The organism is Kitasatospora sp. NPDC059462, from assembly GCF_042749955.1.
GTDB lineage: Bacteria > Actinomycetota > Actinomycetes > Streptomycetales > Streptomycetaceae > Kitasatospora.
Genome location: NZ_JBHYUU010000040.1, coordinates 1 through 24,115 on the forward strand (window position 1 = coordinate 1; position 24,115 = coordinate 24,115).

18 protein-coding genes and 1 tRNA gene are annotated in these 24,115 nt (G+C 72.6%); 7 read left to right on the top strand and 12 right to left on the bottom strand.

Going from position 1 to position 24,115, the window contains the following annotated elements:
- Positions 1-98 precede the first annotated feature (98 nt).
- Complete coding sequence (locus ACFXAM_RS13365; protein ID WP_380290629.1) at positions 99-776, bottom strand: LuxR C-terminal-related transcriptional regulator; 678 nt, start codon at positions 774-776, stop codon at positions 99-101.
- 654 nt (positions 777-1,430) lie between these two features.
- Between ACFXAM_RS13365 and ACFXAM_RS13370 the strand changes: the two genes are divergently transcribed.
- Positions 1,431-4,568 carry an AAA family ATPase gene (locus ACFXAM_RS13370; RefSeq protein ID WP_380290555.1) on the top strand — a complete coding sequence of 1,046 codons (3,138 nt, stop codon included), beginning with the start codon at positions 1,431-1,433 and terminating at the stop codon, positions 4,566-4,568.
- Positions 4,569-4,650: 82 nt separating this feature from the next.
- On the opposite strand, the gene ACFXAM_RS13375 is transcribed toward ACFXAM_RS13370, so the two are convergent.
- Genes ACFXAM_RS13375 through ACFXAM_RS13385 form a run of 3 tightly spaced genes read right to left on the bottom strand, consistent with a single transcriptional unit; the run spans position 4,651 to position 7,972 of the window.
- The gene (locus ACFXAM_RS13375; RefSeq protein WP_380290557.1) at positions 4,651-5,232 is read right to left on the bottom strand and encodes a hypothetical protein; all 582 of its coding nucleotides are present in this window, start codon (positions 5,230-5,232) and stop codon (positions 4,651-4,653) included.
- On the bottom strand, positions 5,219-6,883 hold the full coding sequence (locus ACFXAM_RS13380; RefSeq protein WP_380290559.1) for a substrate-binding domain-containing protein: 1,665 nt from the start codon (positions 6,881-6,883) through the stop codon (positions 5,219-5,221). The genes ACFXAM_RS13375 and ACFXAM_RS13380 overlap by 14 nt, the downstream gene beginning before the upstream one ends.
- A gap of 9 nt (positions 6,884-6,892) precedes the next feature.
- Positions 6,893-7,972, bottom strand: a complete 1,080-nt coding sequence (locus ACFXAM_RS13385) for a hypothetical protein (protein WP_380290561.1) — start codon at positions 7,970-7,972, stop codon at positions 6,893-6,895.
- Positions 7,973-8,257: 285 nt separating this feature from the next.
- Between ACFXAM_RS13385 and pyk the strand changes: the two genes are divergently transcribed.
- Complete coding sequence (gene pyk, locus ACFXAM_RS13390; RefSeq protein ID WP_380290563.1) at positions 8,258-9,688, top strand: pyruvate kinase; 1,431 nt, start codon at positions 8,258-8,260, stop codon at positions 9,686-9,688.
- 424 nt (positions 9,689-10,112) lie between these two features.
- On the opposite strand, the gene ACFXAM_RS13395 is transcribed toward pyk, so the two are convergent.
- The gene (locus ACFXAM_RS13395) at positions 10,113-10,517 is read right to left on the bottom strand and encodes a helix-turn-helix domain-containing protein (RefSeq protein ID WP_380290565.1); all 405 of its coding nucleotides are present in this window, start codon (positions 10,515-10,517) and stop codon (positions 10,113-10,115) included.
- A 118-nt stretch (positions 10,518-10,635) separates the two neighbouring features.
- Positions 10,636-10,710, bottom strand: a tRNA-Leu gene (locus tag ACFXAM_RS13400).
- Between the two features lie 96 nt (positions 10,711-10,806).
- On the opposite strand from ACFXAM_RS13400, the gene ACFXAM_RS13405 reads away from it, so the two are divergent.
- Positions 10,807-11,469: a response regulator gene (locus ACFXAM_RS13405; RefSeq protein WP_350543927.1), complete on the top strand. Its 663-nt coding sequence runs from the start codon at positions 10,807-10,809 to the stop codon at positions 11,467-11,469.
- A 63-nt stretch (positions 11,470-11,532) separates the two neighbouring features.
- On the opposite strand, the gene ACFXAM_RS13410 is transcribed toward ACFXAM_RS13405, so the two are convergent.
- From ACFXAM_RS13410 to ACFXAM_RS13435, 6 genes are all read right to left on the bottom strand, one after another.
- Positions 11,533-12,249: an ABC transporter ATP-binding protein gene (locus ACFXAM_RS13410; RefSeq protein ID WP_380290568.1), complete on the bottom strand. Its 717-nt coding sequence runs from the start codon at positions 12,247-12,249 to the stop codon at positions 11,533-11,535.
- Positions 12,246-13,088, bottom strand: a complete 843-nt coding sequence (locus ACFXAM_RS13415) for an ABC transporter ATP-binding protein (RefSeq protein ID WP_380290570.1) — start codon at positions 13,086-13,088, stop codon at positions 12,246-12,248. Before ACFXAM_RS13415 ends, ACFXAM_RS13410 begins: the two co-directional genes overlap by 4 nt.
- A 7-nt stretch (positions 13,089-13,095) precedes the next feature.
- Positions 13,096-15,030: a branched-chain amino acid ABC transporter permease gene (locus ACFXAM_RS13420; protein WP_380290631.1), complete on the bottom strand. Its 1,935-nt coding sequence runs from the start codon at positions 15,028-15,030 to the stop codon at positions 13,096-13,098.
- A 5-nt stretch (positions 15,031-15,035) separates the two neighbouring features.
- Complete coding sequence (locus ACFXAM_RS13425) at positions 15,036-15,965, bottom strand: branched-chain amino acid ABC transporter permease (RefSeq protein ID WP_380290572.1); 930 nt, start codon at positions 15,963-15,965, stop codon at positions 15,036-15,038.
- Between the two features lie 134 nt (positions 15,966-16,099).
- Positions 16,100-17,329, bottom strand: a complete 1,230-nt coding sequence (locus tag ACFXAM_RS13430) for a branched-chain amino acid ABC transporter substrate-binding protein (RefSeq protein ID WP_380290574.1) — start codon at positions 17,327-17,329, stop codon at positions 16,100-16,102.
- Positions 17,330-17,873: 544 nt separating this feature from the next.
- The gene (locus ACFXAM_RS13435; RefSeq protein WP_380290633.1) at positions 17,874-18,287 is read right to left on the bottom strand and encodes a PaaI family thioesterase; all 414 of its coding nucleotides are present in this window, start codon (positions 18,285-18,287) and stop codon (positions 17,874-17,876) included.
- Between the two features lie 374 nt (positions 18,288-18,661).
- Between ACFXAM_RS13435 and polA the strand changes: the two genes are divergently transcribed.
- From polA to ACFXAM_RS13455, 4 genes are all read left to right on the top strand, one after another.
- On the top strand, positions 18,662-21,343 hold the full coding sequence (gene polA, locus ACFXAM_RS13440; RefSeq protein ID WP_380290635.1) for a DNA polymerase I: 2,682 nt from the start codon (positions 18,662-18,664) through the stop codon (positions 21,341-21,343).
- A gap of 88 nt (positions 21,344-21,431) precedes the next feature.
- Entirely contained in the window at positions 21,432-22,124 is a 693-nt protein-coding gene (locus tag ACFXAM_RS13445) for a hypothetical protein (RefSeq protein WP_380290576.1), read from the top strand.
- Positions 22,125-22,320: 196 nt separating this feature from the next.
- Positions 22,321-23,052 (top strand): hypothetical protein, encoded by a 732-nt coding sequence (locus ACFXAM_RS13450; RefSeq protein WP_380290578.1) that lies wholly within the window; start codon positions 22,321-22,323, stop codon positions 23,050-23,052.
- Positions 23,053-23,201: 149 nt separating this feature from the next.
- On the top strand, positions 23,202-23,957 hold the full coding sequence (locus ACFXAM_RS13455) for a hypothetical protein (RefSeq protein ID WP_380290580.1): 756 nt from the start codon (positions 23,202-23,204) through the stop codon (positions 23,955-23,957).
- Positions 23,958-24,115 lie beyond the last annotated feature (158 nt).

Here is a 24,115-nt window from a genome sequence, read left to right on the forward strand (position 1 = left end):
CATCGACCGGACAACCTACAAGGCCACCATCAGCATCAACATGCTCACAACCGACCCTTGACGCAGCCCAGACCGCCCCTAACTGAACGGCGTTGGTTCTAGATGTAGCCCTCGCGGACCGCGTGGGCCACCGCGTGCGCCCGGTTGCGCAGCTGGAGACGGGTGGTCAGACCGTGCAGCACGTTCTTGACGGTCCGTTCCGAGTACGACAGCCGGGCCGCGATCTCCCCGGTGTCCCACCCCTCCGCGACCAGTCGCAGCACATCGGACTCACGCTCCGACAGGCCCGTCGGAGCCTGCCCCGGCATGCCCTGCACGGACCGCTGCAACCGGCCCACCTGGGCGATCAGCCGCCCCTGCAGATCCGCCGGCAGATCACCGTCGCCCCGGGCCGCGGCCAGCACCGCCCGGCCCAGCCGGTCCGGCGTCGCCTCCCGGCGCCACAGGATCGCCGCCACCCCGCACTCGACGGCCTCCATCAACTCGGTCTCGCGCAGCCGCTCGACCACCAGCACCACCCGCTGCCCGGCACCGCGCACCAGCCGGCGCAACGCCGCCGTCGCGGCCGCGTCGGCCGACTCGGCGACCAGCACCGTCACCGTGCCCGGCGCGGGCGCACCCGTCGGGTCCACCACCGCGACCCCGGGAAAGCGGCGCAGCTGCGCCTCGGCACCCGCACGGGAGAGCGGATCGGCGGCCTGGACGGCGACCGGCACCGTCGAGGTGCGGGCCGCCGGGGCGACGGCCGGCCGCGTGGTGCCCGCGGCACCGCGCACCGCCTGGGCGGCGGACGTCTGGGCGTGCGCGGACGCCACGGCGGCCGTGCCCGGCACGGCCCCGGCGACGGCGACCGCACGGGGCGCCACCGGGCGCTGCGGCGGCACCGTGCGCGTGGCGGACGCCGAAGCCCGCACCGCCGTACCACGGCGGTCGTACTCGGTGTGCAGAACAGTCAAATCTGGCCCCCTCCTGGAGAAGCCGGCCCGGCCACCCGGTGGACCCCGAACCCTGGGGCATTGCGCCCCACCCGGGACGGCCGGCCGTTTCGACGGCGATCCGGGAGCGCTGCCCATGCCCCGGAAACTGCCTCCATGCTTCCCGCCCGGGCAGCCTCCCGGCCATCGTGGTCCACCACGAGATCGGGCCCGCCGGGCAGTCCCCGCCGATCGGCGGGGGCAACGGATCGGGCCCCGCCGGTGGTCAAAGGGGCGGGCGCACTGCCCCCGGGACAATCGGAGCGCGCCCTTCCGGGCCGATCCGCGACACCACCCGGGTTCGCCGGGACCCGTCGTGTCACGGGGAGAACCGGACTCACCGGTAACGCGTGGTTAGCACGTCAAGCCGATTTCCCGGTACAACGGCGGATACTGCCCTTTCGGACCAGGACAGGCGGCCGGGAAGGGCAGAAGGGGAGAGAGGGGAAACCGGGGATGCGCACCACCACGTCCACCCGGCTCGCGGAACGCGAACCACAGCTGCGGCAGATCGCGGACCGGGCCGCCGCGGCCCGCCGGGGCACCGGCCACGTCCTGCTGATCACCGGCGCCATCGGCACCGGCCGCACCGCGCTGCTCGCCGAGGCCGCCCGCCGCGCCGCCGCCGACGGCACCACCGTGCTGCGCGCCCGCTGCTCCGCCGAGGAGACCGCCACCCCCTACGCGGCCGCCCGCCAGCTCTTCGACACCGGCCCCACCCCCGCCGGCCCCTACGGCCACTGGGGCGCCGCGGCGGCCGCGGACCCCACCGCCGCCGCCGACCCCGGCACCTACGCCGGCACCGCCGAGGCCACCCTCTGGTCCCTGCTCCGCCTGCACAGCACCCACCACCCGCTGCTGCTCGCCGTCGACGACATCCACCTCGCCGACGAACCCTCCCGGCGCTGGCTGCGCCAGGTCGCCCGCCGCATCGACCGGCTGCCCGCCCTGCTGATCGCCACCGAACACCGCCAGGCCACCCTCGACACCCCGCCCGGCCGCTTCGCCCGCGACCTCACCCCCGACCTCGCCACCACCCTGCGGCTCGCCCCGGTCAGCACCCCCGCCGCCGTCCGGATCGCCCGGCAGCACCTCGGGCCCGGCACCCCCGCCGGCCTCGCCGCCGACTGCGCCCGCGCCAGCGGCGGCAACCCGCTGCTGCTCACCGCACTGCTCGCCGACCTCGCGACGGACCCGGCCGACGGCGACGGCCCGCACGGCGAGGGCCCGCACGGGGAGGGCCCGCACGGGGAGGGCCCGCACGGCGAGGGCCCCGGCGGACACCGGCCCGGCACGCCCGACCTGCCCGCCACCCTCCCCGAACGCTGCGGCGCCCTGCCCGGCGGCGCCTTCGCCGAAGCCGTCGACGCCTGGCTGCACGGCGCCGGCGACCACGCCGTCACCGTCGCCCGCGTCCTCGCCCGGATGCGCGAACACCCCGCCGCCGACACCACCCCCGCCCCCGGAACCCCGCCCCTCGACCCCGTCCCCCTGCTCGCCGACCTCACCGGCGCCGACCCCGGCCGGCTCACCGGCTGGCTCGCCCACCTCACCCTCCACCACCACGTCGACACCCCCGGCCCCGGCCACTGGCCCCGCTTCGCCCACCCCCTGCTCGCCGACGCCGTCCTCACCGGCCACGCCCCCGGCCACCGCGCCGAAGTCCACCTCGCCGCCGCCGAACACCTCCACCGCACCGGAGCCCCCGACGAGACCGTCGCCGGCCACCTCCTGCTCACCCCCGCCCCCACCCCCCGCTGGGCCGCCGACACCCTGCGCCGCGCCGCCCGCCAGGCCGCCGAGGCCGACCACCCCGCCGACGCCGCCACCCTGCTGCGCCGCGTCCTCGCCGAACCCCTCAGCGACCGCCAGCGCGGACTGCTGCTCACCGAACTCGGCAGCCTCGAAGTCACCCTCGGCCCCGCCGAACGCACCGTCGGCCTGCGCCACCTCGCCGAAGCCGTCCACCTCCAGCAGACCGACGAGGGCGTCTTCCGCGCCGCCAACACCCTCGGCGCCGTCCTCGCCACCCGTGGCGACACCACCGCCGCCATCGAGCTCATGGACGAACTCGCCCACCGCTTCGTCGACCAGGAGGACCTCCTCCACGCCGTCCAGGCCGCCACCGCCCAGATCGCCGCCCACGACGGCCGCAGCTGGCTCCAGGTCGTCGAAGGCGTCCAGCGCCTCGCCGCCCGCACCCCCCACCGCCTCGCCCCGCCCGCCTTCGCCCTGCTCACCGAATTCGACGCCACCAGCGGCCTGCTCTCCGCCACCGAGGTCACCGAACGCATCCGCGAACTCGACGACGCCCCCGTCGACCCGCTCTGCCGCTCCTACCTGCTGGTCTCCCTCGCCACCCTCTCCCAGTGGGCCGACCTCCTCGACCAGGCCGAGGAGATCGTCGCCCGCGGCTTCGCCTGCTACCGCGGCGGCCCCCTCGACCCCGGCTACCAGTGCCTGCTGAGCGTCCGCGCCGAAACCAGGATCATGCGCGGCGAGTACCAGGCCCTCCTCGACGACTACGCCCTCACCGCCCCCGGACCCGCCCCCACCCCCGCACCCTCCGCCGCGCCACCCGCCCCCGCCCTCCTCCCGCCCACCCCCTGGGGACCCCCCGGCCTGCCCCGGCTGCACACCTGGGGCGCCCCCGGCCACCACGCCACCCCCGGCCCCTCCTGGTGGACCACCACCCCCGTCCCCCGCCCCCTCCCCGACGACACCGCCCCCGGCCGCTACGCCGAACTCCTCGGCCAGCAGAACGCCCACCTCGTCGCCCAGAGCGTCATCGCCCTCGTCGAGACCGGCCGCCTCTGGCAGGCCCACGGCCTCGCCCGTGCCGTCGCCGCCGACCGCGCCCAGGACTCCTGGGAGTGGAACGAGTACCTCTACGCCCGCGGCCTGCTCCGCCTCGCCTCCGGCGAACCCGCCGAAGCCCTCGCCGACCTCCTCGAATGCGGCCGCCGCCAGGGCGAACGCCAGGTCCGCAGCCCCATCGTCACCCCCTGGCGCTCCGTCGCCGCCGAATGCCACCTCCTCCTCGGCGAACCCGGACCCGCCGTCGCCCTCGCCGAGGAGGAACTGCGGCTCGCCCGCGTCTGGGGCACCCCCCGCACCGTCGGCCGCGCCCTGCGCGCCCTCGCCGCCGCCACCGGCGGACGCCACGGACTCGACCTCGCCGCCGAAGCCGTCCACCTGCTGCGCACCGCCGAGATCGACACCGAACTCATCCCCGCCCTCATCACCTACGGCCGGCTGCTCGCCGACGGCGGCCGCCGCGGCGCCGCCCGCCGCGCCCTGCGCGAAGCCGCCGGACGCGCCGAACGCCTCGGCGCCGTCCGCCACCGCGCCGCCGCGCTGGAATCGCTGCGCGCCTCCGGAGCCCGCATCGGCCGCGCCGACCACGCCGGGGCCGAAGCCCTCACCGACAGCGAACTGCGCATCTGCCGCCTCGCCGCGGCCGGGCACTCCAACGCCGAGATCGCCGCCATGCTCCACCTCGCGGTCCGCACGGTCGAGACCCACCTCACCAACAGCTTCCGCAAACTGGGCGTGCGCCGCCGCCTGGAACTGCCCGGTGCCCTCGACGCCTGACCCGCCCGACGCCGAAGCGGCCGGCACCCGGAGAACCCGGGCCCGGCCGCTCCGCCGTCCTCCCCCCACCACGGCACGACGGTCAGGACGCCGGCACCAGCGCCGCCATCTCGTCCACCGCCCGGGCCAGCTCCGCCGCCGGATCCGCCCCGTCCGACACCCACGGCTGCCACGTCAACGCGCGCAGGTACCCGTCCACCGCCAACGGCAGCCGACGGACCACGATCGGCTCCGTGGTCGGCCCCGGCCCGGCCGAGCGCAACCGCACCAGCAACCCCGGCACGTTCGCCGACGGCGGCAGCGGCGCCGAACCCACGAACACCGCCAACTCCTCCAACTGCGGCCACACCCGCGGCGGCTCCGGCACCGGCACCGGCACCGGAGGAGCCGGCACCTGGACCGGCGCGGGCTTCTCCCGCACCGACACCGGATCGGACTTCCCCGGGATCCCGGTCCCCTTGGGTGCCCCGGGCGGCCACAACAGCACCACCGCCCCGTACAGGGCGGCCACGATCCCCGGCCACCACGCCCCGCCGTAGCCCGCGAAGTGCAGCCCCAGCCCCACCGCACCGGCCCCGCACGCGGCGATGTTGCGGGCCGACCCCAGGTACCGCAGCAGCCGCCCTCCCCCCTCGCCGTCGCCGTCGCCGTTACTGGTAGCCACGGATCTCCTCGAACGCGCCGTCCAGCGAACCCGTCCCGTCGAACAGCTTGCCGCTCGTCAGATCCGCGATCCCCTGCAACTGCGCCTTCGCCGCGTCACCGAACAGGATCGGGAACACCCGCACCGACCTCAGCGCCGGCGACAACCCCGCACGGAACGTCTTGAAGTCCTGGTCCGACGCGCCCTCGTTGCTCTGCCCGTCCGTCATCACCACGATCGAGGTGAACCGGTCGTCCTTCGCCGCGGCCTGCTGCCGCTCGATCACCCGGTACGCCTCCTCCAGCGACGAGTACACCGCCGTACCGCCCTCCGCCGACAACGCCTGCACATCCGCGTTGATCGACGCCAGCTCCTGCTGCGCCGCCGCACCCGCCGGAACGGTGTGCGTCTTCGTGGACTTGACCTTCGAGGCGAACGAGATCAGCGTGACCTCCTCGCGGTCACGGAACCGCCGCACCCCCCGGGAGTCGTCCGACCCGGTCAGCCGGCCCATCGCCGACTTCAGCGCCGCCAGCCGCTCCCCGGTCATCGAACCCGAGGTGTCCAGCACGTACACCGTGCGCGAGGGCCGCCGCAGCTCGTTCTGGTACGAGGCCAGCAGCTGGTTCGCCACCGCCAGACTGCCCGGGAACGGCAGCTCCCGCCGCCGGTCCGTCGGCACCCCCGCCGCCGGAGCCACGCCCGCCGTCACCGGGTGGCGCAGCGTCTGCTCCGAGATCCGCTTCTGGACGTCCTCCTTCAGCAGGTACTCGGTCAGCCGGCGGAACGACTCCTGCTCCCGGGGCTGTGCGGAACTCAGCAGCGTCAACGGGTAGCTGGCCGTCACCACGCCGTCCGCCGGACGCACCACCGTGAGCTGCTGCTCCGGCGGCAGCGTCTTGTTCAACGACATCAGCACCGACTCGTAGTTCACCAGCGCCCCGACCGAACCCGCCTCGGCCTGGGTATACGCCTGGGTCAGCCAGCCGGACGACCCGGACGTCAGCTTCTGCCCGGCGAAGAACTGCTTCAGCTGCGGCGTCGCCTTCACCACGTCCGCCTCGGTCAGCGCCGCGTTCGCGGCCGAGAACGCCGAGGCCACCGCCACCAGCCCGGAGAAGCCCGAGTTCGACCGGGAGGGGTCCGCCATGCCGTAGGACAGCTTCCCGCCGGCCGCCGCCTCGGCGAGGTTGCCCCAGGTCACCGACGAGCCGTCCCCCCAGCCCAGCTCGCCCAGCACCGAGGAGCGGATCCCGAACGCCACCGGCGACGTCATGACCGGGCTCTCCGACAGCAGCTTCGGCCGGCTCTTCTCGTCCAGCCGCAGGTACTGGTTCGACGGGAACCAGAGCGCGTCGTACTTCCCGTCCGCCGCGCCGCCGGAGACCGCCTCCGCGCCGTCCAGCGAACCCGTCCAGGAGAACTGGACGGTCACCCCGGTCTCCTTCTGCGCCTCCGCCAGGATCGGTGCCATGTCCTGCAACTCGCTGCCGGCCAGGACCCGCAGCACCCCCGCCTGCGCGGTCGGGGCCGGAGGTCTGGTCGGGTCCGGCTTCGGTGCGGCGGACGACGTGCATGCCGTCACCATCGCCGCCAGCACCGCCAGTCCGGCGGTCAGCCCCCGGACCCCGCCCCGCTGCTTCCCCGCCATCGCGGCCTTCCCTGTCGCCATGTCTCCCGCTCAGTTCTTCGTCGCGACTTCGGTCAGCTTCTTCAGCACGTCGTACACCGGGACGGCGGCGTGGCCGATCCCCGACCGGTTCAGGTCCGGCGACAGGTGGAACGAGTCGGCCCGGCTCCTGAGCTGGGCGCCGAACGCCGTGACGTCCCCCTGGATGCGGAAGCCGTGCCGGGTCGCGGCCTCCCGCAGCTTGGTGTTGCTCTGCAGCAGCCCGGCCAGCTTCCGCCCGCCCGGGCTGAACCCGACCAGCGTGTGGTCCGAGAAGATCGTGGTGTCCGGGTAGAGCACCACCGTGTCGTCGGGAGCCTTGTTCTGCAGCACCAACTCGGCCGCCTCCGACTCGTACACCAGCGACAGCGGCCGCCCGACGCCCGAGGTGAAGCCCTTGAACAGCAGGTCGGTGGACTGCTGCTTCTCGCCCTGCTTGACGATCGCGGTGTGGAGCAGGTCCTTCACCTTCTCCACCTCCGCGTCGCTCGACACCGGGCCGTTGTTCTCCAGGGAGGAGAGCAGCGCCAGGTACATCGCCCCGGAGGAGGAGTCGTTGGGGTCGGTGGTGGCCATCATGATGCTCCCGCGCAGCTCGCCCTGCGACTTGCCGCCCGAGAGGTCCTCCCACGTCCTGCCCTTGCGCAGGGCGTCCAGGTAGACGTCCATCTTGAAGTTCCACACGTGGGTGGCGGGGTCCAGGACCGCCATCCCGCCGGCCTCCAGCGCCTTGGCGGTCGCCTCGTGGGCCACCACCACCAGCGGCGAGTAGAACGGTGCCGGGCTCAGCTCGGCGATGCCCTTCTTCTCCCGGATCTTGTCGGCCGGCGCCTTGCTCGCCGGGAACGCGAAGTCCTGCCCGTCCAGCTTGTCGACCATCTGCCAGGAACCGACGGGCAGGGTGTTCACGACGAGCCCCTGGGCCGCCAACTCGGCCTTGACGTCCTTGTCCTGGAAGAACTCCTGCTTCTCCGAGCCGATGAGACCGGTGATGGTTTCGGTCTTCTCGGTCTTATCCGACGGTCGCAGCAGCGCGAACGCCACCCCGCCGAGCAGCGCCAGTGCCAGCAGCACCCCGAACGCACGCTTCATGCCGGACGATTCCCCCTCGTCGCACGTTCTCCGTCACGCCGGGCACCTCACCCGGGTGACGAGCGTCCCGCCGTGCCACGAGCGCCGGCCGAAGTGACGGTGAACCAGGGGTGAACACCCCTTCACGGAATCGCATCAGGGGACGGGTGGCGGCGAACGCCGGGGAACCTCTCGCACGCCGGTCCGACGTTGTGTCAGATTGTTCAACTCTCCTTACGGCAACGGCCATCCCGTTGTCCGGACCCGCATCGACGTTACGCGTCGGTAATGCCTACTCTCAGCACTATGCGCCGAGCAAAAATCGTCTGTACCCTCGGGCCCGCCACCGACAGCTACGACCAGATCAAGTCCCTGGTCGACGCCGGGATGGACATCGCCCGATTCAATCTGAGCCACGGCTCCCACATCGAGCACGAGGAGCGCTACCGCCGGGTCCGCAAGGCCGCGGACGAGACCGGCCGCAGCGTCGGCGTGCTCGTCGACCTTCAAGGCCCGAAGATCCGCCTCGGGGCGTTCACCGAGGGCCCGGTACTTCTCGAACGCGGCGACGAGTTCACCATCTCCACCGACAACGGCGTCGAGGGAGACCAGAACGGCTGCGGCACCACCTACCCCGGCCTCGCCGGGGACGTCACCGCCGGCGAGCGGATCCTCGTCGACGACGGACGGGTCACCCTGGAGGTCGTCGAGGTGGCCGGACCGTGGGTCCGCTGCGTCGTCGTCGAGGGCGGCCTGGTCTCCGACCACAAGGGCCTCAACCTCCCCGGGGTCGCCGTCTCGGTGCCCGCGCTCAGCGAGAAGGACATCGCCGACCTGCGCTGGGCCCTGCGGGCCGGCGCCGACCTCGTCGCGCTCTCCTTCGTCCGCAGCGGGCAGGACGTCGAGGACGTCCACCGGGTGATGGACGAGGAGGGACGCCGGGTCCCCGTCATCGCCAAGATCGAGAAGCCGCAGGCGGTGGAGAACCTCGACTCCATCGTCGACCGCTTCGACGGCGTCATGGTGGCCCGCGGCGACCTCGGCGTGGAGATGCCGCTGGAGGACGTGCCGATGGTCCAGAAGCGGGCGGTCGCCCTGGCCCGGCGGAACGCCAAGCCGGTCATCGTGGCGACCCAGATGCTCGACTCGATGATCAACTCCTCGCGGCCCACCCGCGCCGAGGCCTCCGACGTCGCCAACGCCGTCCTCGACGGCACCGACGCGGTGATGCTCTCCGGCGAGACCTCGGTCGGGAAGTACCCGTCCGAGACGGTCCGCACGATGGGCCGGATCATCGAGGCCGCCGAGCAGGACATCCTCTCCGCCGGACTGCCCCCGCTCACCCCCAGCAACAAGCCCCGCACCCAGGGCGGCGCCGTCGCCCGCGCGGCCGCGGAGATCGGCGACTTCCTGCACGCCAAGTACCTGATCGCCTTCACCCAGTCCGGCGACACCGCCCGCCGGCTGACCCGCTACCGCTCGCCGATCCCCGTCCTCGCCTTCACCTACGAACCGGCCGTCCGCAGCCAACTCGCCCTCACCTGGGGCGTGGAGACCTTCCTCGGCCCGTTCGCGCCCACCACCGACGAGATGGTCGAACAGGTCGACGCTGCCCTGCTCTCCCTCGGCCGCTGCCAGAAGGGCGACATCGTCGTCATCACCGCCGGCTCCCCGCCCGGCCTCGCCGGCTCCACCAACCTCGTCCGCGTCCACCACGTCGGCACCCTGGACGACTGACCCACCACCCCGGTGCGGCCCCTCGGCGGGGGCCGCACCGGCGTCAGTGCTTCGGGCCGATGTGGGTGTCCATGAGGGCGACGGACTCCTTGCGGGCGATGGAGATGTTGACCTGCCCGGTGGGGCGGGGGACCGGGGCCGTCCAGCGGACGCCGACGGCGTCGAGCGTGTCCGTGAAGAGGCGGACGATGTAGGTCGAGGTGTTGGTGAAGAAGTAGCGCGGGTACTCGTGGCGGCGGACGACGCTGTCGACCCGCCTCGTGGCCCAGTTGGTGATGCGGCAACCGTCGGAGTGGATCAGGCCGCGCAGGAAGTCCCACGGGTGGGCGTCGACGATCTCCTGCTGCCAGGGCTCCAGGGCAATGGTGCGCTCGTGCTTCTTGCCGGGGCCGTGCTGGGGGAAGTAGCAGGTCAGGTGTTTCGATTACACCTTGATGTTGTGACAGCCGGGTTTTCGCACGCGGCAGGGAGTGAGGGCGGGGAAGACCTGGCGTACGGCGGATTCGGCGGAGTCCATGATCCCGGGCCACTTGTCGTCGCACGTGATGAACAGGCTCGGGATCTTGTGCTGTGCGGGGTGGCTGATGTGGCCGTCGCCCAGGTAGAGCCCGAGCAGGTAGGAGTACGCCGATCTGTTCAGTGCGTCTCCGAAGCAGTGGAAGCAGGTGGACTGCTTGCGGCCGGGAAGCTGATCGTGCTTCGCGAGGTCCTGGTGCTTCCACCAGGAGACGGTGCCGCGCGGGGCACCCAGGCGGCGAGCGGTCTCCGCGGTCCCGACGCCGCTGCGCATGAGCTGGACGGCTTGCTCGCGCATCGATGGTTCGTGCATGTGCACGATCCTTGGGCGTTATCGGAAGAGTGTCGGGCAAATGGCTGACCGCTCACTCGAACGAGTGGGCGGCCACAACCGTTGCACTCAATCCGGCTACCTTCGATTCGAAGGAAAGTGCCCCGAGTGGGATTCGAACCCACACTTTATGGTGTTTGAGACCATTGCCTCATGCCAATTGGGCTATCGGGGCCTATGATTCGAAGGTGGTTGCCTTCGCGTCATGTCTCAAACATACCGTGTCTAGGTACCCTCGTGCATGCAGTACCCCGCCGGAACGAGGAGCCCCGTGAGCACCGCCGACGAGCAGGCCGAGCCGCTTGAGACCGATTCGCCCCAGATCACCCGGATTGTGATCGCCGAGGACGAGGCGCTGATCCGTCTCGATCTGAAGGAGATGCTGGAGGAGGAGGGGTACACCGTCGTCGGGGAGGCCGGGGACGGAGCGACGGCGGTCCGGCTGGTGCAGGAGCTGAAGCCGGATCTGGCGATCCTGGACGTGAAGATGCCGGTGCTGGACGGGCTGTCCGCGGCCGAGCAGATCCATGAGCAGCACCTCGCGCCGGTGCTGATGCTGACCGCGTTCTCGCAGCGGGAGCTGGTGGACCGGGCGCGCGACGCCGGGGCGATGGCGTACATCGTCAAGCCGTTCTCCAAGAGCGACCTGGTGCCCGCGATCGAGATGGCGGTGTCCCGGTACACGGAGATGCGGACGCTGGAGGAGGAGATCGCCGATCTCACCCAGCGGCTGGAGACCCGGAAGCTGGTGGACCGCGCGAAGAGCGTGCTGCAGACCAAGTTCGGGCTGAACGAGCCGGCCGCGTTCCGGTGGATCCAGAAGACGTCGATGGACCGCCGGATGACGATGGCGGCGGTGGCCGAGGCGGTCATCGAGGAGGGTGCCGCGCAGGACCGCAAGAAGGCCGAGGAGGCCGCGGGCGGCGCGGAGTAGTCGTACGAGCCGCAGGGGCCCGGCGCACCTGGTGCGCCGGGCCCCTGCGTGTGCGGGCGCCGGTCAGTCCTCGCCGAGGTAGGCCTTGCGCACCGACTCGTCGTGCAGGAGGTCGGCGCCGGTGCCCTTCAGGACGATGGAGCCGGTCTCCATGACGTAGCCGCGGTCGGAGAGCGAGAGCGCGGCCTGGGCGTTCTGCTCGACCAGCAGGATGGTGGTGCCGTCGGCCTTGAGCTCGACGATGGTCGCCATGATCTTCTGCATCATCAGCGGCGACAGGCCCATCGAGGGCTCGTCGAGCATCAGCAGCTTGGGCCGGGACATCAGGGCCCGTCCCATGGCGAGCATCTGCTGCTCGCCGCCGGAGAGCGTGCCGGCGGCCTGCCGGCGCCGCTCGCCGAGGATGGGGAAGAGGCCGTAGGCCCGTTCGACGTCCTTGGCGATGCCGTCGGTGTCGCTGCGCAGGAAGGCGCCGAGGAGCAGGTTCTCCTCGATGGTCATCCGCGGGAAGATGTGCCGGCCCTCGGGGGAGTGGGCGAGGCCGAGGGCGACGATCCGGTGGGCGGGGACGGCGTCGAGCGGCTGCCCGTCGAAGGTGATGCGGCCGGCGGTGGGCTTGAGCAGGCCGGAGAGGGTGCGCAGGGTGGTGGTCTTGCCGGCGCCGTTGGTGCCGATCAGGGTGGTGACCTCGCCCTGGTTGACGGTGAAGCTGATGCCCTTGACGGCCTCGATCTTGCCGTAGGCGACGCGGAGGTCCTGGACTTCGAGGAGTGCGGTCACTGGTCGGTCTCCGTAGCGGGGGCGGTGCCTTCGAGCGGGGCGCCGAGGTAGGCGGTGATGACGCGTTCGTCGTTCTGGACGGTCTCGCGGTCGCCCTCGACGATCTTCTGCCCCTGGACGAGCACGGCGGTGCGGTCGCAGAGGTTGAAGATGAAGCGCATGTCGTGCTCGATGACGAGGACGGACACGCCCCGGTCGCGGATGGCGAAGACGAGTTCCTCGGCGGCGCGGGTCTCCTGCGGGTTCATGCCGGCGGTGGGCTCGTCGAGGAGCAGCAGGCCGGGGTCGGAGGCGAGCGCGCGGGCGATCTCCAGCTTGCGCTGCTCGCCGTAGGGGAGGTTGCGGGCGAGGTGGTCGGCCTTGCCGGCGAGGCCGGTGAACTCCAGGAGTTCCATGGCCCGGTCGCGGCTCTCGGCCTCGGAGCGGCGGAAACCGGGGCCGCGCAGGACGGCGGAGAGCAGGCCCTGGCGCATCCGGCTGTGCCGGCCGACCTGGACGTTCTCCAGGACGGTCATGTTGGCGAAGAGCCGGATGTTCTGGAAGGTGCGGGCGATGCCGGCCTGGGTGACGAGGTGGGGCTTGGGCGGCAGGACGGTGCCCTGGTAGGTGACGGTGCCCTCGGTGGGGACGTAGAGGCCGGTGAGGCAGTTGAAGAAGGTGGTCTTGCCGGCGCCGTTGGGGCCGATGAGGCCGATGATCTCGCCGCGGCCGACGGTCAGGGAGACGTTGTTGACGGCGGTGAGGCCGCCGAAGCGCATGGTGACGCCGGAGACGTCGAGCAGGGGTTCGGCGGAGCCGGGCGCGGCGCCGGCGGGGGCGGGGGCGTCGGTGGTCGTCATCGGGGGGTCACGCCCCTGCCTTGGTGAGGGCGACGCTGTCGCCGGTGGACTGGGCGGGGAGGGCGGCGGCCTCGTGGAACTCCAGCTGTTGGCGCCGGTTGGGGATGAGGCCTTCGGGGCGCACCCGCATGAGGACGATCAGGGCGATGCCGAAGGCGAGCAGCTGGTAGTCGGCGAGGAATTCCAGCTTCTTCGGGATGAGGAAGAGGAGGGTGGCGCCGGCGAGGGGTCCGCTGATGGTGCCCATGCCGCCGAGGATGACGGCGGCGAGCAGGAAGGCGGAGTTGGGCGGCAGGGCTTCGGCGAAGGTGTACTGGTCGGGCGTGACGGTGTAGCTGACGTGGGCCTGGACGGTGCCGGCGAGGCCGGCGAGGCAGGCGCCGAGGGCGAAGGCGAGGAGCTTGAGGCGGAAGCCGTTGATGCCCATGGCCTCGGCGGCGGTCTCGTCCTCGCGGATGGCGACCCAGGCGCGGCCGATGCGGGAGTTGCCGACGCGCGCGAAGACGAGCACGACGAGGGCGGTGACGAGCAGCATCAGCAGGTAGTAGTTGGAGAACCGGCCGAGTTCGACGCCGAAGACGGTGGTGGGCTTGCCGAGGTCCCAGCCGAGGATTTCGAGGTCGGGGATCCGCGGGATGCCGTTGGAGCCGTTGGTGACCTTGGGGCCGGTGGTGCCGTTGAGGTTGAGCATGGTGATGCGGAAGATCTCGCCGAAGCCGAGGGTGACGATGGCGAGGTAGTCGCCGCGCAGTCGCAGGGTGGGGGCGCCGATGACGACGCCGAAGACCATGGAGACGACGGCGCCGGTGAGCACGGCGGCCCAGAACGGGAACTGGACGTGGATCGGCGAGGCGGGGGAGCCGGAGACCAGGGCGGCGCTGTAGGCGCCGACGCCGAGGAAGGCGACGTAGCCGAGGTCGAGCAGGCCGGCGAGGCCGACGACGATGTTGAGGCCGAGGGCGACGGTGGCGAAGATCAGGATGTTGGTGGCGACCGAGGTGTACTGGTCGCTGGTCTGGGTGAAGGGGAAGCTGGCGGCGGCGGCGAAGGCGGCGCCGGTGGTGACGGCCTGGTACTTGACGGTCAGTGCGCGCAGCCGGGCGATCAGGCCGGAGCGGCCGAGTGCGGCGACCACGGCGGCGGCGAGCAGCAGGTAGCCGGTGAAGAGCTCGCCGTACTCGGTGTCGATGCCGAAGGTGATGGCGAACAGGCCGACGGCGAAGGCGACGACGATCAGGCCGACCTCGGCCCAGGAGGGCAGCTCGCGCGGGGCGGGCAGCGGGCGCTGGACGGTGCCGAGCCGCAGCCAGGTGTTGGCGAGGTGGCCGAGCTGGACGAGCAGGACGGCGCCGGTGGCGATGGCGAGGCCGCCGGCGAGGGCGGTGAGCACGGGGGCGACCGGCTTGTCGTCGGGGATCGCGTGGGTGGCGAACCAGACGGCCGGGGCGATCGGGACGAGCAGGAAGAGCCGCCGGTCGAGGATGCGCAGCGGGACGGCGGTGCGCCGGTCGAGGGGCAGGCCGAGGGCGCCGGTGACGGCGAGCAGGGAGCCGACGGCGAGGACCCAGCCGCCGGGTTCGAGGTTGGCGAGGCCGCCGAGGTCGTTGGCGATGGAGACGGCGGAGAACCAGCCGACGGCGAGGGCGCCGGTGGCGGCGAACAGGACGGCGTTGTGGGTGTGCCGGGGGGCGGCCCAGCGCAGGCCGGGGACGCCCTGGGTGGCGAGGAGCAGGAGCAGGGTGACGAGGCCCGCGGTGAGGGCGAGCCACTGGAGGCCGGCGGGGGAGCCGTAGTAGGTGAGGTCGCCGGGGTAGTCGGAGGTCCAGGTCCAGGGCATCAGGGCGGAGCCGGTGACGGCGAGGGCGCCGGTGCCGGTGACCAGGGCGGCGGTGCGGCCGGGCAGCGGGATGACCGGGGTGGTTTCGGTGCCGGTGGTGGTCATGGTGCTCACGCCCTGTCCGCGACGCGCTCGCCGAGCAGCCCCTGGGGCCGGACGAGCAGGACGACGATGAGGAGTACGAAGGCCCAGACGTCCTTCCAGGCGCCGCCTCCGAAGAGGTGCATGCCGGGCAGGTGCTGGATGTAGCCGGTGGCGAGGGCTTCGGCGAGGCCGAGGGTGATGCCGCCGAGCATGGCGCCGTAGATGTTGCCGATGCCGCCGAGGACGGCGGCGGTGAAGGCCTTGAGGCCGAGCAGGAAGCCCATCCGGAAGTCGACCTGGCCGCTGCGCAGGCCGTAGGCGACGGCGGCGACGGCGGCGAAGGCGGCGCCGATGGCGAAGGCCATGACGATGATCCGGTCGGTGTCGATGCCCATGAGCTTGGCGGTGTCGGGGTCCTGGCTGGTGGCCTGCATGGCGCGGCCGGAGCGGGTGCGGGTGACGAACCAGCCGAGGGCGATCATGCAGAGCGGGGCGGCGATGATCAGGAAGAGGTCGCTGCGCTGGATGGCGACGGAGCCGATCTCGAAGGGGTCGCCGGGGATCTTCGGGAAGACCCGGGCCTTCTTGGCGTCCGGGTAGAAGGCGAAGACCAGTTGCTGCAGGGCGATGGACAGGCCGATCGCGGTGATCAGCGGGGCGAGCCGGGGTGCCGTGCGCAGCGGCCGGTAGGCGAAGCGTTCGGCGGCGACGGCGGTGAGGGTGGAGACCAGGATGCCGGCGATCAGCATCAGCGGTAGGGCCAGCCACAGGGTGGTGCCGCCGGGGAGGGCGAGGTAGGCGGTCAGGGCGCCGAAGCCGCCGACCATGACGATCTCGCCGTGGGCGAAGTTGATGAGCTGGACGATGCCGTAGACCATCGTGTAGCCGATCGCGACGAGCCCGTAGAGGGCGCCGAGGATCAGGCCGTTGGCCAGCTGCTGCGGTAGGTCGTGCACCGCTGGGCCTCCGTTGTGCGTGTGGGGTGTCCGCGTGGGTGGTGGATGTGGGTGCGCGCGGGGGTGCTCGTGGCGTCCCCCGCGCGCTGACTCCGGTGTGCTGTGGTGCTCCTGACGTCAGGTCAGGTGGCGGTTCAGCCGTTGAAGGTGCCGGACTTCTCCACGGCCCACTTGCCGTCCTTGACGGTGTAGACGGTGAGCTGCTTGTTGGTGGTGTCACCGAACTCGTCGAAGGAGACCTTGCCGGTGACGCCCTCGAAGGTGACCTTCTGGACGGCCTCGACGACCTTGGCGCGGGGGTCGGAGGGGAGCTTGCCGCTGTTGGCGGCGACGACGGCCTTGACGCCCTGGATGATGGCCCAGGCGCTGTCGTAGGAGTAGCCGCCGTAGGTCTCGTAGGCGTCCTTGTAGCCGGCCGCCTTGTAGTCGGCGATGAACTTGGCGGCGGTGGGGAGCTGTTCGACGGGCAGGCCGACGGCGGTGGCGAGGTCGCCCTGGCCCTTGGGGTTGAGCTTGATGAAGTCGCCGCTCTGGATGCCGTCGCCGCCCATCAGCGGGATGGTGACGCCGGCATCCTTGAGCTGGAGGGAGAGCGGGCCGGCGGCGGGGTACTCGCCGCCGTAGTAGATGGCCTCGGCGCCGGAGGACTTGACCTTGGTGACGACGGCGGCGAAGTCGCGGTCGTCGGGGTTGACGTGCTCCTCGCCGGCGATCTGGCCGCCGTTCTTGAGGAACTGGCCCTTGAAGGTGGCGGCGAGGCCGGCGCCGTAGGTCTTCTGGTCGTCGATGATGAAGACCTTGGTCTTCTTGGCGTCCTTGACCAGGTAGTCGGCGGCGAAGGGGCCCTGGACGGCGTCGGTGGTGGCGGTGCGGAAGTAGGTCTTGAACGGGCGGGACTTCTCGCCGGTGGCCCACTTCTCGCCCTGGCTGAGGGCGACGCCGGTGTTGGCGGGGGAGATCTGGACGAGCTTGGCGTCGTTGAAGATCTGCTGCATCGACTGGGCGACGCTGGAGTTGAGCGGGCCGACGACGCCGATGACGTCCTTGTCGCCGACGAGCTGGGTGGCGTTCTGCTGGCCGGGGCCGGGCTTGCCGGTGTCGTCGAGGTCCTTGATCTTGAACTTGACGCCGGGGACCTCGTTCTTCTCGTTGGCCTGCTTGACGGCGAGTTCCACGGAGTTGCGGATGCCGAGGCCGAGGGCGGAGAGGTCGCCGGTGAGCGGCGCGTCGACGCCGATGGTGACGGTGGTGTCGCCGCCCTTGCCGCTGTCCCCGGACTTCTTGTCGTCGCGGGAACCGCACGCGGTGAGGGTGAGGGCGCCGATCACGGCAATGCTCACGACAACTGCTGAACGATGACGCACGGGGGTCCCCTTCGGTTCAGGAGGGCGCCGCGCCTGAACGGCGGGAGCCTGGATGCGCGGTGGGCCTGGCCCATTCCGGTGGCGCGGTGACTGGCCGTGACTCTAGATGTCGGTCGGCGGCTCGGGCAGTGGTGTAGCGAGGCTGTGATTCTCTTGTTATGAGCACACAGAGAAGTCGTCTCACCATGTGGTCGTTCCGGTTCGATCGATCCGCTCCTGCCGGGGGTCCCGGCCTCAACTCGCCCTGTGTAAGGCGTAGAAGGGCAGGTGACTCCTGGCCTTGCCGATAATCGGACGAAGGTGTCCGCGGTGTTGGCGCCGGGCACATGCGTCCGAATATCGGACGACAAGGGGGGTGGCGTACTGCTTTCGTCCGATTCGGCCCCCGGAAACTGTCTGTTGCTTGGAAGTCCTACTTGTTACGCAGTGTTACATCGGTGAAAATGCCCGGACATGCCGCCGCCCCCTTGTCCAGACCAACGACTGCCCAGGGCGGTCGAAGGTCAAACAAGGGGGCGGGCAAGGGATTTGACGGAGGATCGGGTCAGAGGTCGCGCAGCATGCAGGTGAGACGGCAGCTGGTGACCCGCTTGCCGGTGTCGTCGGTGATCGCGATCTCGTAGGTGGCGGCCGTGCGGCCCTTGAAGACCGCGGTCGCCACACCGGTGACCAGACCGGAGGTGGCCGAGCGGTGGTGGGTGGCGTTCAGGTCCACGCCCACCGCGTACCGGCCGGGGCCGGCGTGCAGCATCGCGCCGACCGAGCCCAGGGTCTCGGCCAGCGCCGCCGAGGCGCCGCCGTGCAGCAGGCCGTACGGCTGCTGGTTGCCGTCCACCGGCATGGTGCCGACCACCCGGTCGCCGGAGGCCTCGACGATCCGGATGCCGAGCTTCTCGCCGAGCCGTCCGCCGGAGAAGGCGGCCGGCTCCACGCCGAGCTTGGCGAAGTGCTCCAGCATCTCCGGCGAGACGTCGAGGAGGGGGACCTGCGCGGGGCCGTCGGGGGCCGCGTCGGCGGTGGTGGTGGCTGCGTCGGGGGCCGGGTCGGTCATGGGGGAGCTCCTGCCGCTCGGGGGTCACGTCGTCGTGCTGCCTGTGATCGTACGACCGTCCTACTCGGCGGTAGTGGTGCTGACGGCGGTGAACGGGTGTGGCGGCCGGGGCGTGAGCGCACGGGAGGGGCGCCCGCCCCCGGCATGCCCCTTTTGTCGGTGGCGGGCCCTAGGATCGGTGGCCGGTAGTGGAATCGGCAGGAACGGACGTTGACGTGGCTACGCAGAGTACGGACAAGGGCGCGCCGGGTGGCGGCGGAGCCGGATCGCGGCCCCGCCTGATGCTGCTCGACGGGCACTCCATGGCCTACCGGGCGTTCTACGCGCTGCCCGTGGAGAACTTCAACACCTCCACCGGCCAGCCCACCAACGCGGTGTACGGCTTCGCCTCGATGCTCGCCAACACCGTCCGGGACGAGGCCCCCACCCACCTCGCGGTCGCCTTCGACCTCTCCCGCCAGACCTTCCGCTCGGTGGAGTTCCCCGACTACAAGGCCAACCGGGCCAAGACCCCGGACGAGTTCCGCAGCCAGGTCGGCCTGATCGGCGAGCTGCTCGACGCCATGAACGTGCCGCGGCTGACCGCCGAGGGCTTCGAGGCCGACGACATCATCGCCACCCTGGCCACCGCCGCCGAGGCGGCCGGCTACGACGTCGACATCGTCACCGGCGACCGCGACTCCCTCCAGCTGGTCACCGAGCACATCACCGTGCTCTACCCGACCAAGGGCGTCTCCGAGCTCACCCGCTACACCCCGGAGAAGGTCGCCGAGAAGTACGGCGTCACCCCCCGGCAGTACCCGGACCTCGCCGCGCTGCGCGGCGACCCGTCCGACAACCTGCCCGGCATCCCCGGCGTCGGCGAGAAGACCGCCGCCAAGTGGGTCAACCAGTTCGGGTCCTTCGAGGAGCTGGTCGCCCGCGCCGACGAGGTCAAGGGCAAGATCGGCGAGAAGCTGCGCGAGCACCTCGACTCGGTCAAGCGCAACCGCGTCCTCACCGAGCTGGTCCGCGACGTCGAACTCCCGCTCGGCGTGGGCGACCTGGCCCGCGCGCCGTTCGACCAGCCGGCCGTCGGCGCGCTGATGGAGTCGCTGGAGTTCCGCAACGCCAACTTCCGCGACCGGGTCTTCGGCATCGACCCGGGAGCCGCCGAGCCCGAGGCCGTCGAGCTCGCCCCCGGCGTCGAGGTCGACGGCGAACTGCTCACCGACCCCGGGACCCTCGCCGCCTGGCTGCGGGAGCACGCGAACGACAAGTCCCCGGTCGCGCTGGCCGCCGTCTACCAGTGGGCGCTCGGCAGCGGCGAGGTCACCGAGGTCGCGCTCGCCGCCGGGGAGACCGCCGCCTGGTTCGACCCGGCGCTGCTCGCCGAGGAGGACGAGCGCGCCTTCGCCGGCTGGCTGGCCGACCCGGCCGCGCCCAAGGCCCTGCACATCGCCAAGCAGGTCATGCGCGCCTTCGCCGAGCGCGGCTGGAGCGTCGAGGGCGTGGTCGCCGACACCGCCCTCGCCGCCTACCTGGAGAAGCCCGGCCGGCGCACCTTCACCCTGGAGGTGCTCGCCGAGGAGTACCTGGGCCGCTCGCTCGCCCCGGCCCCCGCCGCCGAGTCCGGCCAGCTCGCCTTCGACGCCCCGGAGGAGGACCCGGCCGCCCACGCCCAGGCGCTGATGCTCCAGGCCCGCGCCGTGCTCGACCTCGCCGCGCTCTTCGACGGCCGCCTCGCCGAGGTCGGCGCCACCGAGCTGATGCGCGACATGGAGCTGCCGATCGCCGCCCTGCTCGCCCGCATGGAGCGCACCGGCATCGCCGCCGACCGGGGCTGGCTCACCGGCCTGGAGGCCCAGTTCGCCGCCGAGATCCAGCGGGTGGTGGAGGAGGCGCACGCCGCGGCCGGCCACGAGTTCAACCTCGGCTCGCCCAAGCAGCTCCAGGAGATCCTCTTCGGCGAGCTCGCCCTGCCGAAGACCAAGAAGATCAAGACCGGCTACACCACCGACGCCGACGCGCTCACCTGGCTCGCCACCCAGACCGACAACGAGCTGCCGGTCATCCTGCTGCGCCACCGCGACCAGGCCAAGCTGCGCACCACCGTCGAGGGCCTGCTCAAGACCGTCTCCCCGGCCGGGCGCATCCACACCACCTTCAACCAGATGGTCGCCGCCACCGGCCGGCTCTCCTCGCAGGACCCGAACCTGCAGAACATCCCGGTCCGCACCGAGGAGGGCCGGATGATCCGCCGCGCCTTCGTCGTCGGCGAGGGCTACGAGTCGCTGCTCACCGCCGACTACTCGCAGATCGAGCTGCGGATCATGGCCCACCTCTCCGAGGACGAGGCGCTGATCGAGGCCTTCGCCACCGGCGAGGACCTCCACACCACCGTCGCCTCCCAGGTGTTCGAGGTGCCGGGCAGCGCCGTCGACGCCGAGATGCGGCGCAAGATCAAGGCGATGTCCTACGGCCTCGCCTACGGCCTTTCCGCGTACGGGCTCTCCCAGCAGCTCGGCATCAAGCCCGCCGAGGCCCAGGGCCTGATGGACACCTACTTCGAGCGCTTCGGCGGCGTGCGCGACTACCTCCACCGGGTGGTCGAGGAGGCCCGTGCCACCGGCTACACCGAGACCCTGCTCGGCCGCCGCCGCTACCTGCCGGACCTCAACAGCGACAACCGCCAGCGCCGCGAGATGGCCGAGCGGATGGCCCTCAACGCCCCGATCCAGGGCTCGGCCGCCGACATCGTGAAGATCGCCATGCTCCGGGTCGACGAGGCGCTGCGCACCGCCGGGCTGACCTCCCGGATGCTGCTCCAGGTCCACGACGAAATCGTGCTGGAGCTGGCGCCCGGCGAGCGCGAGCCGGTCGAGGCGGTCGTCCGCGAGCAGATGGCCGGCGCCTACCCGCTGCGCGCCCCGCTCGACGTCTCGGTCGGCGTCGGCGCGAACTGGGAGGCCGCCGCGCACTGACGATGCGTCAACGCGCCCCGGGCGCAGCCTCGTCGAGGCTGCGCCCGGGGCCTTTCCGGTGGCGGTGGACGGCCCTACCCTGGCGGTCATGTCTGCCGATGAGGTGCTCCGCCGCGGCCGTGACGGCACCACCGTCGACCTCGTGTTCGAGCCGGGCGGAGGTTCCCTGCCCGCCGCCGCGCTGCTGGTGCTGCGCACGCTCGCCGTCCTGCTCGCGGTGGGTGTCGTCTTCGTCCCCTTCGCCGTCCTGGTGGTGATGGTCGCGGTGATCATCGGTGCCACCCTGGTGGCCGCGGTGACCGTCTGCGGGGCGCTGTGGGCGTCCGCCGCGCTGCTGCTGTGGCCGTTCGCGGCCTCCACCGAGCTGCGGTCGGTTCGCCGGATCCAGTTCGCCCCGGCCGAGGCTCCGGCCGAACTGCGCGTCGTCCGGGGTGCCCGCGCCGGCGCCTGGATCCCGGTCTCCTCCGGCCTGCGGCGCGTCCAGCTGGACGAGACCGTGGAGGAGCCCTACGAGGGCGATACCGAACCGGCCGTCCGCACCCTCGACATCACGGTGGTGGTCGCGACCGGCGACGACGGCCGCCCGCACCGGGCGCCGAAGGGCACCGACGCCGACGCGCTCCAGCGCGCCCTGGAGGACCTGTTCGGTCCGGCCGGCGTACCGGTCCTGCGCCGCACCGAGCGGCGCGTGCGCCCCAAGCCCCGGCCCTCCTCCGGCGGCTGGGTCTACGGCGGCTCGGGCTCGGCCAACTCCGGCGGGGGCTTCTCCGGCGGCGGGTGAGATCGTGCGGGCGAGTCCGGGCGGCTGGCGAGTCCGGGCGGGTGGGCCGGGCGGGTCCGGGCGGGCGGGCCGGCACGGGCGGCGCCTCGCGGGCCGGAGCGGTGGTGGCGGGGCGCGGGCCTCCGGCGTGCCGACGGTGTTCCGGGCGATGCCGCCCGCCCCTACGCTGCGGCGAGTGGGGAGGTGACGGGCGGTGATGCCGTGGAAGGCCGTGAAGCAGCCGGGGCCGGGCCTGCGCAACACCGGGCGCTCCGTGGTCCTGACGGTCCGCCCGGGCGGCGGGCGGTGGCGGTCCGCCGGGTGGATCGTCCTCTCCCGCACGCTGGTCGGGGCCGGCCGGCAGGTGTGGTGGATCCCCGCCTGGATCCCGCTGGTCCTGCTGCTCCGCCACGTGCTCGAACGCGATCCCCGCACCAGTGCGGCGATCACCGCCGGCTCCTACCTCCTGTGCTCGCCGCTGTGGCGGATCCGGGAGGTGCGGGACGCGCTCCGGGCCTTCCACCAGCTGGAGTTCGGCCCGCCCGGGGCCCCCGAGCGGTTCAGGGTCGTCGGGGCCGGGCCCGGCGGCCGGTGGCGGCCGATCGCGGACCTGCTGGGCGTCGAGATCGTGCACCTGGTCACCGCGCCGGTGGACAGCCGGCCGGGGCCGGAGAACGACCGGTGGAAGGTGTCGGTGCGCGTGCGCGGACCCCGCTCGCTGTACCGGGAGGGCACCGGTGACCCCCGGGCGGTCGCGGCGGAGCTCGCCGGGGCGCTGGAACCGGCCGGGGTGCCGGTGGAGTTCGTCACCGTCCGGCGGACGGCGCGCAAGCTCCCCGCGGCGCCGGCCCGGCCGCCCGCCGATGCCCGCGCCGTTCGGGCCGTGCCGGCGGACGCCGCGCCGGTCGACGTCGGGCCGGTCGACGCGCCGCCGGAGCCGTGCTCCTGAGTCCCGGCGGCCGGGCGCGGACCGGCGGCTCCGGCGTCCGCGCCTCCCGGGGGCCGGGGGCCCGCCCGGATCCCGTGCTGCGCCGCGGTGGCCGGCCGCGGTCGTCCGGAGGGCTTCTGCGCCCGGTGTCACGGCCCTACGCTGGGGCCGTGACGGAGCGGGTGACCGTGCGGGTGGGACCGGAGTCGGCGGTGCTGGTGCTCGGCACCGGCCGGGACCGGGTGCGCGAGGCCGTCGGGGAGCTGGGCTCGGAGCTGGTGCTGTCGGTACTGGGACCGCAGGTGATCCTGCTGCCGTTGGGAGCGCTGGCCGGGGTGGTCGCCCACGTTGCCCTGGGCCTCGGCGCCGGGGCGGCGGTCGGGCTGGTCGGGGCGGTGACGCTGCTGGAGCTGCTGGTCTGCGGCCTCCTGGCCGGCTGGAGCACCCTCACCCGGCCCTGCCGCCTGGAGCTTTCGCCGCCGCACGCACCGGTCCGGATGCGCCTGGTACGGCTGGGACTGCCGGGGCGGTGGCGACCGGTGGCGGAGCTCGGCGGGCTGGAGGTGGTGCACCGGATCCACGAGCCCGTGGACGGGGACCCGCGGCCGCGCGCAGAGACCTTCACGGTGTCGGCGGCCGGCTACCGGGGGGCGTCGCTGTCGGTCCGCGACGTCCCCGGGGATCCGCGGCGGCTCGTCCAGCAGCTCGGGGACGTGTTGGCGCCCGCCGGTCTGCCGGTCGACCTCCGAACCGCCCGGTACATCGGGAGGCCCGGCAGGCCCCCGCTTCTCGTGGCCGGCCCGTCACCGGCCGACGAGGCGCCGGCGGACCCGGTGCCGACCGACGAGCGGCAGGGGCAGGGGCCGGGGCGGGGGCCGGTTCGGGAGGACGGGCGGACGGCGGAGGGTGCCCCCGGCCCGGGGTGACCGAAGCCCGTGCCGCCGGGTCGGCGGCCGTGCGTCCCGGGGGTTGATATCGGGTCAGGGAGCCTCTTCACTTGTCATGGCGCCGACGTCTTCGATCATGGGCGCGGCACCACCTGCCCCGCTGCTCCGCCGCCCCATCCGACGAGTCTGGAGATCCC